Source organism: Actinoplanes oryzae (genome assembly GCF_030757795.1).
GTDB lineage: Bacteria > Actinomycetota > Actinomycetes > Mycobacteriales > Micromonosporaceae > Actinoplanes.
The window spans coordinates 1-14,597 of the sequence record NZ_JAUQWH010000203.1; the positions used below are offsets into that span (position 1 = coordinate 1).

Below are 14,597 nucleotides of genomic sequence, written 5' to 3' on the forward strand. Positions count from 1 at the left end.
CCCCATCAGTCCTGCGCCCATCAGCCCTGCGCCAGAGGAAGCCCCTTCCGAGGCACCCGGTGACGAGCCGGCGAAGGAGGAGCCGGGCGAGGACGAGCCGGCCGAGAGCGAGCCCACCGAGGAGGAGCCCGCCGAAAGCGAGCCCGCCGAAGACGAGCCGGCCGAGGAAAGCCAGGCCGGATCCGACGCGGACGAGCGGGGAGCGGACGGGGCCGGGTCGGGGGCTGGTGGCGTACCTGGGAAGGAAGGCCGGCCCGCGCCTCAGCCGGTGGATCATGGTGAGTGGCGCGGGATCGTGCTGGTGAGCGGGACCGACGGCGGCGTCGGCAAGACGGCGGTGGCTTCGGCGATCGCGGCGGCCGCGCAGGGGGCCGGGTTGCGGGTGGCGGTGATCAAGGCCGGCCAGACGGGTACGGCCACCGGCGCCCCCACCGACGCCGACCGCATCACCCGTCTCGCCGCGCCGCGCACCTGCCGGACGCTGGCTTCCTACCCGGAGCAGCTCGCGCCGCTGCCGGCCGCGCGGTTCGCCGGTCTGGCGCCGCTGGAGCTGTACGAGGTGGTGGACGCGCTGCGAGCCGAGTCGGCGCGGCATGATCTCGTGCTGGTCGAGGGCGTCGGCGGGCTGCTGACGCCGATGGGGGTACGGCCGTCGGGCGAGGCGTGGACGATGGCCGACCTGGCGACCACGCTCGGGGTGCCGACGCTGGTCGTGGCGCGGGCCGGGCTCGGCACGCTCAACCACACCGCCCTCACGCTCGAGGCGCTCGAGCGACGCGGCGCCTCGGCCAAGGTGGTGCTGGGCGCCTGGCCCGCGGAACCGGAGCTGGTGCACTGGGCGAACCTCACCGAGCTGATCCCGCACCTGCTCGGCGCGCTGCCCGAGGGCGCCGACCGGATGGATCCGGGCGTGTTCCAGCGCTCGGCGCCGGGCTGGCTCACCCCCGAGCTCTACGGCGTCCTCGACGACTGGCGGGTCTGGGCCGAGGAAAGCGGCTGAGCCGAGCGGCCCGCGGAAGCCGCCGAGCCGAGCGGCCCGCGAAAGCCGCCGAGCCGAGCGGCCCCCGAAAGCGGCTGAGGCCAAGCGGCTGAAATGACCGCCGGTGACCAGGTAAGAACAAGGGCGTGCGCCTCGCGAAGACCCTGAGCCGACTGATGCGACGCGTGGAGGCCACCCCGGAGCAGATCCGCGCGATGGTCGCCGCCCGCCGCGACTTCTCCGCCGAGCAGCGCACGATCATCTCCGGGGCGTTCGAGATCGCCGAGCGCAGCCTGCGCGAGATCCTGGTGCCCCGCCGCGACGTGCTGACGCTGGCGACGGGCACCCCCGCCCGTACGGCGCTCGACGCCCTCATCGACGCCGGCCATTCCCGGGCGCCGGTCGTGGGCCCGGCCGGGCTGGACGACGTGGCGGGCATCGTGCACCTGCGCGACCTCGCCGGCGACGACAAGGCGGACGAGCCGGTCGACGCCCTGGTGCATCCGGTGCTGTTCCTGCTCGGGATGGCCAAGGTGTCCGACGCGCTGCGCCAGCTGCGGCTGGAGCGGCAGCAGTTCGCGCTGGTCGTGGACGAGGGCGGCGCCGTCGAGGGCATCGTGACCATGGAGGATCTGGTCGAGGAGATCGTCGGGGAGATCTACGACGAGACCGACCGGGACGCCCAGCCCGTCGTCGAGGAGCCGGACGGCGCGCTGCTGCTGCCCGGCTCCTACCCGATCCACGAGCTGCCCGGGATCGGGTTCAGCGGCGCGGACGGCGACTACACCACGATCGCCGGCCTGCTGCTCGCCGAGCTCGGCCACATTCCGACCGGGCCGGGCGAGGTGGTCAGGCGGCACGGGTTCACGGCGGAGGTCGAGGAGGTGACGGGCCGCGCGATCACGAGGGTGAGGTTGCGCGCGACGGCGGGCGCGGTGTGAAGGGCGCCTCGCGCACCGGCTCGGACGGCAGCGGCAACGTCACCGGGTCGCCCTCGGCCACGGTCACCGGCGTGTCGTGGTGGGTGAAGGACAGCTCGCCGCCGCTGACTTCGTACGTGGCCTTGCCGGGGGTGATGGTCACCACCAGGCGGCTGTCCCGCCAGCGCAACCGGAAGCGCAGCCGGGGCAGGTGTCGCGGCAGTCGCGGGGCGAAGGACAGCCGCCCGTCGTGGTCGCGCAGGCCGCCGAAGCCCATGACCAGCGCCGTCCACGCCCCGGCGCAGGCGGCGATGTGCAGACCGTCCCCGCTGGACTCGCCGCCGCCGCGCAGGTCGAGCAGCGCCGCCTCGGCGAGATAGTCGTGGGCGAGGTCGAGGTGACCGGTCTCCGCCGCGAGGACGGCCTGCGCGGGTGCCGACAGCGAGGAGTCCCGGACCGTACGCGCCTCGTAGTACACGAAGTTCCGCAACTTCTCCTCGGCGGTGAACGCGTCGCCGCGCAGCATCATCGCCAGCACGAGGTCCGCCTGCTTGACAACCTGACGGCGATACAGATCCAGGTACGGGTAGTGCATGAACAGCGGATAGCCGTCGGCGCTGAAGTCCCACTCCTCGAAGCGGGTGAAGCCGCTGTGCTGCTCGTGCACGTTCCGGGTGGCGGAGTAGGGCAGGAAGAGCGCCTCGGCCAGTTCCTTCCAGCGGGCGATCTCGTCGTCGGCGACGCCCGGCATGCGCGACCCGTAGGAGGCGGCGCCGAGCAGGTTGTGCTGCGCCATCAGGTTGGTGAACATGTTGTCGTCGACCAGCGCGGTGTACTCGTCCGGGCCGGTCACGCCGTCGATGTGCGCCACCCCGTGGTCGTCGACGTGGATCAGCCGGGCCCAGAGCCGGGCGGTCTCGGCGAGGATCTCCAGCCCCGCCTCCTCGAGGAAGTCCTCGTCGCCGGTGGCCGCGACGTAGCGCAGCACCGCCGCGGCGATGTCCGCGTTGACGTGCAGGGCGGCCGTCCCGGCCGGCCAGTAGCCCGAGCATTCCGGCCCGGAGATCGTCCGCCATGGATAGGTGGCGCCGGCCAGCCGCAGCTCCTCGGCCCGGTCGCGGGCCGCGCCGAGGGTGCGGTGGCGCCAGCGCAGGGCCGACCCCACGCAGGCCGGATGCGTGTACGTCAGGAGCGGCAGCACGAACGTCTCGGTGTCCCAGAGCGTGTGCCCGTCGTAGCCGTTGCCGGTCAGCCCCTTCGCCGCGATGGGGTGCGGCCCGGCCTGCGCGCCCGCCTGCAGCACGTGGAAGAGCCCGAAGCGGACGCCCTGTTGCACCTCCGGGTCGCCTTCGAGCTCGACATCGGCACCCGCCCAGAAGTCGTCGAGATAGGCGCGTTGTTCGTCACACAAGGTGTCGAAGCCCACGCGGACGGCCTCGTCGCGGTCGGCGCGCGCCTTGGGGAGGGGATCCGGCTCGCTCCACGCGTACGCGATGATCTTGTCGAGGCGCAGCGAGCCGCCGGCCGGGAGCTCGGCGGTGACCACCGTGCGGATGCGGTCCGGCTCGGACCGGACCTCGGTGCGCCCGGTGCTGACCTCGTGCGCGACGGCCGAGGCAACCTCGATCTTGCTGCGCTTGGTGCGGTGGAGCAGCACGTCGTCCGCGTGCGACAGCGCCTCGAACGGCGACTCGACCACGGCCGACGCGCGGGGGTCGTCCCGCTGCTCCGGTTGCGGCTGGTTCGCCGCGAGATCCGATTCCACGCGTACGGTCACCGCGCCCTCCCCCGCCGTGACCTCCCACCGGATCGCGGCGACAGCGGGGTGCGTGAACGACACCACGCGCGTGCTGCTGAGCCGGATCCGGGCGCCGGACGGGCTCGTCCAGTCGACGTCCCGGCGCAGTGTGCCGGCGCGCAGGTCGAGCACGCGCTCGTGCCGGTGCACCGTGCCGGTCCGGACGTCGAAGGGGTCGCCGTCCACAGTGAGCCTGATCACCTTGCCGTCAGGGGCGTCGACCACCGTCTGGGTGCGCTGCGGGAAGCCGTACCCGGCCTCGGGGTACGTCAGGTCCCGCTCCTCGAACAGCGAGTTGAGATAGGTGCCCGGCATGCCCACCGGGTCGCCCTCGTCCAGGTTGCCGCGCAGTCCGATGTGCCCGTTGGCCAGCGCGAACAGCGACTCGGCCTGGCGCAGGTCGCCCTCGGACAGGGCCGTCTCCCGCACCGCCCACGGCTCGGCGGGCCCGATCTCACCCACGAGCGATCGCTCCCGCCCGCTGCTCGATCTCGGCGACGGTCAGGGCGGGACGGCCGCCCGGGTGCCCGACGGTCGCGCCGGACGCCGCGACTGCCCACCGGGCCGCGAAGGCGTAATCCTCGCCACGCAACAGGGCTGCCGTGAGCGCAGCCGTGAAGGCGTCACCGCCCCCGGTGGTGTCCACCACATCCTCGCTCGTGAGCGGCAGGCGTACGTGCCCGTCCTCCCACACGAACAGGTTGCCCTCCGCCACGCCGAGCGCCAGCAGCTTCGGACCCTTCCCGAGCAGCTCACGCGCCCGTTCCACGGTGGCCTCGCCGCCGCACAGCAGCTCGGCCTCCTGCTCGTCCGCGCGCAACACGCCGGCGTACGCGAGCAGTTCGTCGCGCGTGCCCTCGTCCGGCACCCCGTCGAGCACCACCAGCCGGCCCGCGTCGTGGCCGATCCGGGCGGCGGCCAGCACGGCAGCGGGCGGTTGCTGCAGTTGCACGAGTACGGCGTCCGAGCCCGCGATCACGTCGTGCGCCCGCAGCACGTCCTCCTCGGTCAGCAGCACCGGCTCGGGAAGATGCTGGACGTACCGCCACTTGCCGTCCCCGTCGAGCACCTCCACGATGAGCCCGGTCAGCGCCCCGGCGCGCCGGACCACCGCCCCGACGCCGATGCCGTCGCGCCGGGCCTGGTCGAGCAGCACGTCCCCGATCGTGTCGTCGCCGGCCACGGCTATCAGCTGCGGGCGTACGCCCAGTTGGGCCAGACCCACCGCCTGGTTGGCGCCCTTCCCGCCGAGTTGCTCGCGCCGCGCGGACGCGTCGGCGGCCTCCCCGGCGCCGGGGGCGGCGCCGACGGACAGGACGAGATCACGGGCGAGTTGGCCGGCCACGGCGGCAGTGGGAGCGTGCACGTCCCTCTGATACCCGACAGTTTGTGCGACATTCCCGCCCAAGGGCCGCCTCACCTCGGATTTCCCGTGCCCGCACCATTGCGCAGGGCCCCTGAGCGCTCACTACGCTCGTTCCTGAGACTTTCCTGACTTCTTCTCTCTCTGGAGGCTTGGTGACCAGCAGCAGTCCGGTGTCCGGGGGCGCCTACGAATACCTGGACAACGTCGGCCCGGAGGAGCGCCGCCGGCTCGAGGCGGTGCGCCGCTACCGGCTCGTGGACCAGCCGGTCGAGGACGCGTACGACCGGATCGCCTTCGTGGCGGGCGCCATCTTCGAAACCCCGATCGCCACGGTGTCCCTGGTCGAGCAGGACCGGGTGTGGCTCGCGGCGTGCCAGGGCCTCACCGGCGTCCGCGAGCTGGGCCGCGAGCCGGGGCTGTGCGCGTCCGTCATCGCGCAGGACGACGTCTACGTGATCAACAACGCGGCCGTCGACCCCCGCACCCTCGAACACCCCCTAGTCCGTGGCGAGCTCGGCCTGCGCTTCTACGCCGCGGCCCCCATCCGTACGCACGACGGCTACCGCCTCGGCACGGTCAACGTGATCGACAGCCGCCCGCGCGAGACGACACCCCGGCAGCTCAAGGCGCTGGAGCACCTCGCCGCGATGGTCGCCGACGAGCTGGAGCTGCGGCTGATGGTGGTCCGCAGCGCCGCCGCCGAGGAACGTATGCGTCAGACGGTGCACTGAGCGTTCGGTCTTCGGTCTTCGGTCTTCGGCTTCGGTCCCCGGCTTTCGGTCTTCGCTTCGGTCTTCCGGGCTCGGGCTTCGGTCTTTGCTTCGGTCTTCCGGGCTCGGGCTTCGGCCTTCGCGTCGGTCTTCCGGGCTGGGGCTTCAAATTCGGGACGTTCGGGTATCGGCGTCGGTATGCGGACTCCCCGGAAAGTCGCCGTCATCGCGCACCAGCGCAAGACCCTCGGCGGCGGGCTCGACGAGCTGCGCCGCCGGATCACCGACGAGGGCGTCGAGGACCTCCTCTGGTACGAGGTCCCGAAGAGCAAGAAGGCGCCCAAGCAGCTGCGCCGGGCCGTCGAGAAGAAGCCCGACCTGGTGGTGGTCTGGGGCGGCGACGGCATGGTGCAGCGCAGCCTCGACACGCTCGCCGGGCTGAAGGCGAAGATCCCGATCGCGATCATCCCCGCCGGCACCGCGAACCTGCTCGCCACGAACCTGGGCATCCCCGCGGACCTGGCCGGCGCCGTCGACATCGCGTTCCGGGGCGCTCCTCGCAAGCTCGACCTCGGCGTGTTCAACGGCGAGCACTTCGCGGTCATGGCCGGCATCGGCTTCGACGGGGCGATGATCCACGACGCGGACGGCAAGCTGAAGGATCGGATGGGCAAGCTGTCGTACGTCTGGACCGGCCTGCGCCACCTGGAGGATCCCGCCCCGAAGGCGAAGATCAAGGTGGACGGTACGAGCTGGTTCGCCGACACCGCGAGCTGCGTCCTCGTCGGGAACGTCAGCATGATCACCGGCGGCATCACGGCCTTCGACGACGCCAAGCCGGACGACGGCTGGCTCGACGTAGGCGTGGCCACCGCCCGGGGCGCCGCCGAGTGGGCGCGCACGATGGGCCGGATGGCGGTCGGCCGTTCGGACAAATCGCCCTTCGTGCACATGACCCGCGCCCGGCGCATCGACGTGACCCTCAAGCAGCCGTTGACGTACGAGCTCGACGGCGGCGCCCGCGACGCGGTCAAGAAGATCCGCGTCGAGGTGGCTCCCGCCGCTGTCAAGGTCCTGGTGCCCCGGCAACGATCGGAAAGCTGACACCCCGACAAATCACCATCGTCCCGGCATCAGCCGTTCATGCCCGCAAATCCCCTGGATGCGCGCGTTCCGGGCCCCCACACTGGGGTTCGTCCGGCACCACTACGCAGCACTCCAGGGGGTTTCGCATGTCGTCCCACCAGAGTTCCGCAGTGAGCGTCGCAGTGCTGATCACCGCGGTCGGCGTGATCATGATCGGCTACCGCGTGGGCCGCGCCCACGCCGGCCTCCGGGATCTCCGCTCCGCCAAGCGCGACGTCCCGGCCAAGCGCAAAATCTTCTGGAACAACGCCCGCCCCCTCATCGTGGGCACCGCCGTCCTCATGCTGACCCTCTTCGCCGCCGCCTACGCCGCCGGCACCTGACCCGGCACCCAGGAAACGGTTGCCGCGTCGCCCCCGAGCATCGGGAAACGGTTGTCACGTCGCGCCCGGGCACCCCGGAAGCGGTTCCCGCGTCGCCCCGGACACCCGGAAGCGGTTCCCGCATCGCCCCCGGGCCCCGGGAAACGATTGCCGCATCGCCCCCGGGCACCCGGAAGCGTTGCCGCCTCGCCGACCGCCGTTGCTGCCGGCCGGCGAGGCTGTCGCCGTCAGAGCTGCTGCCACCAGCCGTCCACGGCGGGCGGGTTGTCCACATCGACCCGCTCGCCCGGGCGCGGGATCGCGAGCGTCACGTCGCGCGCCTTGGCCTCGCGCCAGGTGCGGTCGGCCGGCTCGGACCAGTCGTGCAACGCCAGGTTGAACGTCGCCCAGTGGACCGGGATCATCACCTTGCCGCGGACGTCGACGTGGGTCGCCACGCCGTCCTCCGGGAACATGTGGATGTCCGGCCACGCATCGCCGTAGGCACCGACCTGCACCAGCGTCACGTCGAACGGGCCGTGCTGCTCGCCCACCCGCGCGAAGCCGGGGTGGTAACCCGTGTCGCCGGAGTAGAACGCCTTGCGCGTCGGGCCGTTGATCACCCAGGAGGCCCACAGGGTCTCGTCGCGCGAGAAGCCGCGGCCCGAGAAGTGGCGCGCCTCCGTGGCGATGAACTCGATGCCAGCAACCGTGGCCTTCTCGTCCCAGTCGAGCTCGATGATGCGGGTGGCCGGCACGCCCCACCGCTCCAGGTGCGCCCCGATACCCAGCGGCACCAGGAACGGCGCCGCCTGCAGGTCCACCAGGTTGCGGATCGTCTCCATGTCCAGGTGGTCGTAGTGGTCGTGGGAGATCAGCACCGCGTCGAGCGGCGGGAGGTCCCGCAGCGCGACCGGGGGCTCGTGCAGCCGCTTCGGGCCCTGCAGCCGCGACGGGGAGCAGCGCTCGCTCCACACCGGGTCCAGCAGGACGCGGCGGCCCTCGATCTCGACCAGGGCGGACGAGTGCCCGTACCAGGTCACATACAGCCCGTCGCCGCCGGTCTCCGGGGTGACGAGCGGCACCGGCGAGCCGGGTCGCCGGCGGTCGCGGTCGCGCAGGGTGGCGGCCAGCATGCCCGGCATCGAGCCGGGCGCGATCTCGGTGCCCGGGAGGGTGTTGCGGAACTTGCCGTCCGAGAACTGGGCCGACCGGCGGTAACGCTCGGCCCGCTCGCCGGTCGCGCGCTTGCCGATCTGCCGCGAACCCATCTGCAGCGGGATGTCCTTCGCGGCCCACACCGCCGCGGCGCCCACCGCGAGGGCGATCCAGGCCCCGGTCCGCCTCTTCTTCGCCATGCGCGCTTCCTCCATCAGGATTGATGTTCCGGTACTCAAGTGTGGCTGTGGAGGGCCAGGGGTCGCCACCATGGACCTGAGGACGTCCTCAGCTTCGGATGTATGTCACACTGCCGCCCGTGACCGCCGACACGCTTCAGCAGCAGCACCAGTTCATCGTCCGTCAGCGCATCCGCCTGATGGTCAACCAGTACGAGGTCCACGCCGCCGCCCCGGACGGATCCGAGGCCGGCCTGCTCGCCTTCGCCCAGCAGAAGCGGATGGCCTTCAAGGAGCAGGTGACGCTCTACACCGACGACTCCAAGTCCACTCCCGTGCTCGGCTTCAAGGCTCGCCAGGTCATGGACCTCGGCGCCACGTACGACGTCACGGACGCGGCCGGCACTCCTATCGGCTCTTTCCGCAAGAACTTCAGGGCTTCGCTGCTGCGCTCGACGTGGCACCTGGACCAGCCCGGCTACGGCGAGCTGACCGGCCAGGAGACCAACCAGTGGGTCGCCATCCTGCGGCGCTTCGTCGAGTCGCTGTCGTGGCTGCCCTACCACTTCGACTTCGTGCTGAACGGCCGGCCGGGCTTCACCGTGGTCAAGAAGTGGGGCCTGCGCGACAAGTACGTCGTCACCGTGCACGACCCGTCGCTGGACCGCCGCCTCGTGCTCGCAATGGCCGTCGCCCTCGACGCCCTGCAGGCCCGCTGACCTCCTCGTCGCCGTCGTCCCCCGTCGCCGGGCCGCGACACCGGCCCGGCGACTCGCACGCCCACTGACCCTCTCGCCGCCCTCGCGTCGCGGCAACGGCCGGCGCCCCGCACGCCCACTGGCCCTCCCGCCCCGCGCAGGGACAGCAAGAGGCACCCCGGGCGGCCGGTCACCCTCCCATCGCTGCCGCGCCGTGGCAGCGGACGGCGACTCGCATGCGCGCTGACCTGGCTGCGGCCGCCTCGGGCTGCGGAACCGCTCCGGCGCTGATGTATTAGCGTCGGGCGCATGGAAGATCCACGCGCCCGGCGCCGCTTCGGTGACGGCCTCGTCGCCCCCGGCGATCTCGCCGCCAGCCCGTTCCGCGTCGACCGCGACCGGATCGTCAGCTCGCCCTTCTTCGCCCGCCTCGGCGGCGTCACCCAGGTCATCAGCCCCGGCGGCGCCGGGCTGCTGGTGCACAACCGCCTGACCCACAGCCTCAAGGTCGCCTCGGTGGCGCGCGCGATCGCGGAGCGGCTGCTCTCCCGCTACCCCGACCAGCTCGCCAAGCTCGGCGGCTGCGACCCCGACGTGGTGGAGGCGGCGGCGCTCGCACACGACCTCGGCCACCCGCCCTTCGGCCACCTGGGCGAGCGCGTCCTCGACAACCTCGCGCGCCAGCACCTCCGCCTGCGCGACGGCTTCGAGGGCAACGCCCAGTCCTACCGCATCGTCACCAGCACCGAGATCCGCGGCGAGGCCACCATCGGCCTCAACCTCACCGCCGCCACCCGCGCCGCCATCCTCAAGTACCCGTGGACCCGCCGCAGCCACCCGGACCCGCACCCGCGCTTCATGGACCCGGCTCCCCGCGGCGCCGCGGCACCTCCGGACGACCCCGACGGCGGCTCCCTGAAGTTCGGCGCCTACTCCACCGAGCGCGACGACATGATCGAGGCACGCGCCCCCTTCACCGGCCTGGTCGCCGACTGGCAGCAGACCCCCGAGGCCTCGGTCATGGACACGGCCGACGACATCGCCTACGCCATCCACGACCTCGAGGACGTTCACCGCGTCGGCGTCCTCCAGCAGGGCGCGGTCGCGGGCGAGCTGATGGCCTGGCAGCGCACCTCCTACTCCGGCACCGCCGACGAGGAGCTCGTCCAGCGCCGCCCCGGCAACGCCATCGAGGCCCTCCGCCGGCAGTTGCATCGCAAGGACGGCTGGGTCACCGACGACGAAGCTTTCGCCGCCGCGGTCGAGCAGGTCCGCGCCGAGCTCGTCGACGGCCTGCTCAGCGTCCCCTTCGACGGCTCCCTGGAGGCGGAGTCGCAGGTGGCGGCCTTTTCCGCCATGTGGACCAAGCGTCTGGTCGACGCCATCGCCGTCACGGACTCCCCCGCGGTGCGCTCCGGCCACGTCCAGCTCGCCCCGGCCCAGTGGCACGAGGTCCAGATCCTCAAGTTCGTCCAGAACCGCTTCGTCCTCGCCCGGCCCGATCTGGCCCTGCATCAGCGGGGCCAGGCGCGCCTGCTGGAGTCGCTGGTCGAGGCCCTGCTGGCCTGGCTGGCCGACCCCGCCGAGGCGGAACGCCTCCCCAGCCGGATCCGGGACCTCGTCGAACTCGCCGAGGCCGAGCTGCCCGAGGGCACCCCCGACCGCGTGGCCCGGGCCCGGGGTCGTGCGGTGATCGACTATGTGGCGGCGCTGACGGACAGCCAGGCGGTGGCTCTGATGGATGCCCTCTCCGGCCGCAGCCGCCAGCTCTGGACGGACTCCTTCGTTCTCTGATCCACCCCTCGCCTCCCGGCACCCCCGCCGCTTCCGCTCTGAGCGGAAGCGGCCTTCCTGGCGCAACGCACGCAACGGTGTAAGCATGTAATCAACGAAGCACCAGGGGAGGCCGTCATGCGCTACCGTCCACCGTCCGGCACCCGAACCGAGCCCCCGCCCGCCGATGACGCCGCCGCCTGGATCACCGGCGCCGTCCCCGACACGTGGTTCACCGAGCCTCCGGAGGTCGTCGCCGACCGCGACGAAATCTTGATCTGGGGCCGTGTTCCCGCCCCCGACCTGGGCGCCGACGCCGCCGAGGCGGACCGCGCGGCCGCACACGCCGGACGCATCCACCAGTTCCGCGAGGACACGCGCGACGACCGGATCCGCATCGCCCGCCAGGTCGAGCACCGCTACCAGCGCAAGGTCAGCTGGGGCATCCGGTGCGGCGACACCAACGAGCTCTTCACCCACCTCTCGGCGCCGGTCATGACCCGCCTGCGTCAGCCCGAGCGCCAGGTCCTCGACACCCTCGTCGACGCCGGCGTCGCCCGCAGCCGCTCCGAGGCCCTGGCCTGGTGCGTCCGCCTGGTCGGCGAGCACAGCGACGACTGGCTGTCCGAGCTCCGTCAGGCCCTCACCCAGGTGGAGACCCTCCGCCGCCGCGGCCCCGCCTCGCCTGCCGCCGACTGACCGGTCGCGGTGTCCACGACGCCGCCAGAACCGCCCGAGTCGTAGAAGCCGACCGAGCCCTCGAAGCCGCCCGAGCCGCCCGTCCCTGCCCGCGCGCCGGGACGGCCCGGCTAGGGTGGTCGCGTGCTGCCCGAGGTAACCGCCGTCCGCTACGTCACGCCCCTGCGGGAGGGCGGCTCCCTGCCCGGCATCGTGGAGGCCGACAACCTCGGCACCTATGTCGTCAAGTTCCGCGGCGCGGGTCAGGGCCCCAAGGCGTTGGTCGCCGAGGTGATCTCCGGCGAGCTGGCCCGCCGCCTCGGGCTCCCGGTGCCGGAGCTCGTCATCACGCACCTGGACCCGGTCGTGGCCCGCGCCGAGCCCGACGAGGAGGTGCAGGAGCTGATCAAGGCCAGCGCCGGCACCAACCTGGGCATGGACTACCTGCCCGGCGCGCTCGGCTACGACCCGGTCGCCTATCCGGTGGAGGCGGACCTCGCCTCGCAGATCCTCGTCTTCGACGCCTTCGTCGAGAACGTCGACCGCAGCTGGCGCAACCCCAACTTGCTGATCTGGCACGGCGAGCTCTGGCTCATCGACCACGGCGCCACCCTCTACTTCCATCACAACTGGCCTCGCGCCGCAGCCGTCGTCCACCGCCCCTACAAGGCCGACGACCACGTGCTCAAGCCCTATGCCACCGCCGTCCCGGCCGCGGCCGGCCTGATCGTGCCCCGGCTCACCGCCGAGCTCTTGGACGACGTGCTCGCGCTGGTGCCCGACGAGTGGCTGGCAGCCTTCGACTTCGACACCGCCGAGGCAGCGCGCGCCGCCTACCGCGACCATCTGCTCGCCCGTGCCGCCGACCCCACCGCGTGGATGCCGGCATGACCGACAACCTCACCGTCGTCGGCGCGGCTGCCGCTCCGGCGCTCCGGCCTGCCCGGGTGCCCTACGAATACGCGATCATCCGCGCCGTCCCCCGAGTCGAACGCGGCGAGCAGATCAATGTCGGCGTCGTGCTCTACTCCCAGCGCCGCGACTTCCTGGCGGCTCGCACGCATCTGCACGAGGCTCGCCTGCTCGCCCTCGACCCTCACGCCGACCTGGACTCGATCCGCGCCGCTCTGAAGGCCTGGGAGATCACCTGCGCCGGCGGCTCCGACGGGGGCGCCGCCCGCACCATGAAGCAGGGCGAGCGCTTCCGCTGGATGGTCGCCCCGCGCAGCACGATCCTGCAGGCCGGCCCGGTCCACATGGGCCTCGCCGAGGATCCCGGCGCCGAGCTGGACCGCCTCGTCGAGCTCCTCGTCCACTGACCACATAGCTCCTCGGCTCTCCCCCGCCCGGGGCATCGGTCGATTGTCCCGGGCGGCAGCCCCGACCGCCGAAGCCTCCGCCGGCTCTCCCGTGCCGCCGCAACGTCGCCCGCCCACGCCGCTCCCGAACCGGGCTTCACCGTTTCGAGGCCGCAGAGACGACCTCCATACCGAGGAGAAAAGAAGACCGGGGCCCGACGCAACGACGCAGTGTGCGGCCATGCCGCCACGCCGGAACTCCCGCGCACGCCGTCCGAAGCGCAGACACATGACTGCACCCCACGGGGAGGAGCGGCGCGCATCGTCATGAGACGCCACAGCGCTGTTCATCCGGCAGATCAATTTCTGGTCGGTGGTGATCATCAAAGCTCCCGCACCGCGACAGGCAAGGAATTCCGCGTCAGGTCAACCTCGAGAACGACGCCTCGGGGCGACCGTGACGTGACCATGCGTCCAGGGTGGAGTCGCGCATCCGCGGCATACCGTGCCGCCAATGCACGCTCCGCCGCATCGTCTCCCTCGTCAGCGGCGATCACCAGCGCCGCCACCTCGTCGATGAGGGCCAGCTCCTCGCTCTTCCCCAGCGTCGAAGCCATCGCGCCGAACAGGGTCGCGTAGAGCTGCTCGTGAGCCGGCTCCCGGCGGATGGCGACATTGCGATCGGGCTCGACGGCACCGGTGAACGGCACACAGACCTCGATGGGCGCGACCGTCTCGGGGGTCACGAAGCCGTGGTAGACCACCCAGTGCTCGGCGGTCGTGGCAGCGGCGGCGGACTCCAGCACCTGGCGCACGTCCCACCTCGCGCGCTGGATGGTGTCGAGCAGACTTTGCTGGTCGGCCTCGCAGTGCACGGAGGCGACCTTCACGCCGGGGACGTGACGGCGATGCACCTCATAGGCCGGCTCGGCCGCGCCGTCGGCGAGCAGCTGGGTCCGCAGCCAGCTCACACTGTTGCGACGGGTCTGGATGGCCTGCTCCTGCCCTGCCCACCAGTGGTCGAGGAGCGTCGCGCCCTCGCCCCCATCGTCGAGGACCTCGGCCACCACGGCGAGCGGCATGTCGAGCCGGCGGAGGAGGCTGATGCGCCGAGCGCGCTCCAGCTGGCTCAGCGCATATCGCCGGTAGCCCGTCGCGGCGTCCACCTCGGCCGGCGGCAACAGCCCGGACATCTCGTAAAGACGCAGGGCCTTGACCGTGAGACCGGCCCTCCGGCCGAACTCACCGATCGTCAACCCCCGCAGGTCGATGCTTCTCATGCCGGGGAGTTTGCACCCTGCCCCAGGGGACGAGTCCAGTTCGCCAAAGCGACTAATCACCGCACTTCACCCAAGGGCGAGCGTCGTCACACGAGCACGACGACGACTAGGTAGTGGTGCTACCTTCTTCGCGTGGATCGGCGGCAACAGTGGCTCCGCGGGGTGCTTGACCTCTGCGTCCTCGGCGCCCTGGCGCGCGGCGAGTCCTACGGCTACGAGATCGGCCGGCAGCTGGAATCGGCCGGCCTGGGTGCTATCGCGGGCGGCACGCTCTATCCCGTCCTCTTGCGACTCGAGCGCCTGGGTCTGGTC

15 protein-coding genes are annotated in these 14,597 nt (G+C 72.0%); 11 read left to right on the plus strand and 4 right to left on the minus strand.

Features of this window, described 5'->3' with window-relative positions:
* Positions 1–268 precede the first annotated feature (268 nt).
* Positions 269–1,000: a dethiobiotin synthase gene (gene bioD, locus RBH18_RS38655; RefSeq protein ID WP_306215485.1), complete on the plus strand. Its 732-nt coding sequence runs from the start codon at positions 269–271 to the stop codon at positions 998–1,000.
* A gap of 125 nt (positions 1,001–1,125) precedes the next feature.
* Positions 1,126–1,920 (plus strand): hemolysin family protein, encoded by a 795-nt coding sequence (locus RBH18_RS38660; RefSeq protein WP_306215470.1) that lies wholly within the window; start codon positions 1,126–1,128, stop codon positions 1,918–1,920.
* Here the strand turns inward: RBH18_RS38660 and RBH18_RS38665 are convergent.
* Positions 1,880–4,159 (minus strand): glycoside hydrolase family 65 protein, encoded by a 2,280-nt coding sequence (locus tag RBH18_RS38665; protein ID WP_306215471.1) that lies wholly within the window; start codon positions 4,157–4,159, stop codon positions 1,880–1,882. The genes RBH18_RS38660 and RBH18_RS38665 overlap by 41 nt on opposite strands.
* A complete protein-coding gene (locus RBH18_RS38670; RefSeq protein ID WP_306215472.1) occupies positions 4,152–5,063 on the minus strand; it encodes a PfkB family carbohydrate kinase in 912 nt (303 codons plus the stop codon). Before RBH18_RS38670 ends, RBH18_RS38665 begins: the two co-directional genes overlap by 8 nt.
* 152 nt (positions 5,064–5,215) lie before the next feature.
* Here RBH18_RS38670 and RBH18_RS38675 point away from each other — a divergent pair, with 152 nt between their 5' ends.
* The 3 genes from RBH18_RS38675 (at position 5,216) to RBH18_RS38685 (ending at position 7,242) form a co-directional block, all read left to right on the plus strand.
* Entirely contained in the window at positions 5,216–5,794 is a 579-nt protein-coding gene (locus tag RBH18_RS38675; RefSeq protein ID WP_306215473.1) for a GAF domain-containing protein, read from the plus strand.
* A gap of 177 nt (positions 5,795–5,971) precedes the next feature.
* Positions 5,972–6,877 (plus strand): diacylglycerol/lipid kinase family protein, encoded by a 906-nt coding sequence (locus RBH18_RS38680; protein WP_306215474.1) that lies wholly within the window; start codon positions 5,972–5,974, stop codon positions 6,875–6,877.
* 152 nt (positions 6,878–7,029) lie between these two features.
* Positions 7,030–7,242: a hypothetical protein gene (locus tag RBH18_RS38685; protein ID WP_306215475.1), complete on the plus strand. Its 213-nt coding sequence runs from the start codon at positions 7,030–7,032 to the stop codon at positions 7,240–7,242.
* Positions 7,243–7,469: 227 nt separating this feature from the next.
* Here RBH18_RS38685 and RBH18_RS38690 read toward each other — a convergent pair whose 3' ends face one another.
* Positions 7,470–8,579 (minus strand): MBL fold metallo-hydrolase, encoded by a 1,110-nt coding sequence (locus RBH18_RS38690; RefSeq protein ID WP_306215476.1) that lies wholly within the window; start codon positions 8,577–8,579, stop codon positions 7,470–7,472.
* 119 nt (positions 8,580–8,698) lie between these two features.
* On the opposite strand from RBH18_RS38690, the gene RBH18_RS38695 reads away from it, so the two are divergent.
* From RBH18_RS38695 to RBH18_RS38715, 5 genes are all read left to right on the plus strand, one after another.
* Positions 8,699–9,277 carry an LURP-one-related/scramblase family protein gene (locus RBH18_RS38695; RefSeq protein ID WP_306215477.1) on the plus strand — a complete coding sequence of 193 codons (579 nt, stop codon included), beginning with the start codon at positions 8,699–8,701 and terminating at the stop codon, positions 9,275–9,277.
* Between the two features lie 288 nt (positions 9,278–9,565).
* Positions 9,566–11,050 carry a deoxyguanosinetriphosphate triphosphohydrolase family protein gene (locus tag RBH18_RS38700; protein ID WP_306215478.1) on the plus strand — a complete coding sequence of 495 codons (1,485 nt, stop codon included), beginning with the start codon at positions 9,566–9,568 and terminating at the stop codon, positions 11,048–11,050.
* Between the two features lie 117 nt (positions 11,051–11,167).
* Positions 11,168–11,728, plus strand: coding sequence for a hypothetical protein (locus RBH18_RS38705; protein WP_306215479.1), 561 nt, complete (start codon positions 11,168–11,170; stop codon positions 11,726–11,728).
* A 123-nt stretch (positions 11,729–11,851) separates the two neighbouring features.
* Positions 11,852–12,598, plus strand: coding sequence for a HipA family kinase (locus RBH18_RS38710; RefSeq protein ID WP_306215480.1), 747 nt, complete (start codon positions 11,852–11,854; stop codon positions 12,596–12,598).
* The gene (locus tag RBH18_RS38715; protein ID WP_306215481.1) at positions 12,595–13,026 is read left to right on the plus strand and encodes a DUF3037 domain-containing protein; all 432 of its coding nucleotides are present in this window, start codon (positions 12,595–12,597) and stop codon (positions 13,024–13,026) included. Before RBH18_RS38710 ends, RBH18_RS38715 begins: the two co-directional genes overlap by 4 nt.
* Before the next feature lie 362 nt (positions 13,027–13,388).
* Here RBH18_RS38715 and RBH18_RS38720 read toward each other — a convergent pair whose 3' ends face one another.
* Positions 13,389–14,285: a MerR family transcriptional regulator gene (locus tag RBH18_RS38720; RefSeq protein WP_306215483.1), complete on the minus strand. Its 897-nt coding sequence runs from the start codon at positions 14,283–14,285 to the stop codon at positions 13,389–13,391.
* A gap of 132 nt (positions 14,286–14,417) precedes the next feature.
* Here RBH18_RS38720 and RBH18_RS38725 point away from each other — a divergent pair.
* Positions 14,418–14,597 (plus strand): PadR family transcriptional regulator (locus tag RBH18_RS38725; protein WP_306215484.1); only part of this gene is annotated, 180 nt, incomplete at its 3' end.

Bases quoted from the DNA above. Each gene is read 5' to 3' on its own strand.
- RBH18_RS38680 (WP_306215474.1), top strand. From the start codon at position 5,972: ATGCGGACTCCCCGGAAAGTCGCCGTCATCGCGCACCAGCGCAAGACC.
- RBH18_RS38690 (WP_306215476.1), bottom strand. From the start codon at position 8,579: ATGGCGAAGAAGAGGCGGACCGGGGCCTGGATCGCCCTCGCGGTGGGC.
- RBH18_RS38700 (WP_306215478.1), top strand. From the start codon at position 9,566: ATGGAAGATCCACGCGCCCGGCGCCGCTTCGGTGACGGCCTCGTCGCC.
- RBH18_RS38705 (WP_306215479.1), top strand. From the start codon at position 11,168: ATGCGCTACCGTCCACCGTCCGGCACCCGAACCGAGCCCCCGCCCGCC.
- RBH18_RS38715 (WP_306215481.1), top strand. From the start codon at position 12,595: ATGACCGACAACCTCACCGTCGTCGGCGCGGCTGCCGCTCCGGCGCTC.
- RBH18_RS38720 (WP_306215483.1), bottom strand. From the start codon at position 14,285: ATGAGAAGCATCGACCTGCGGGGGTTGACGATCGGTGAGTTCGGCCGG.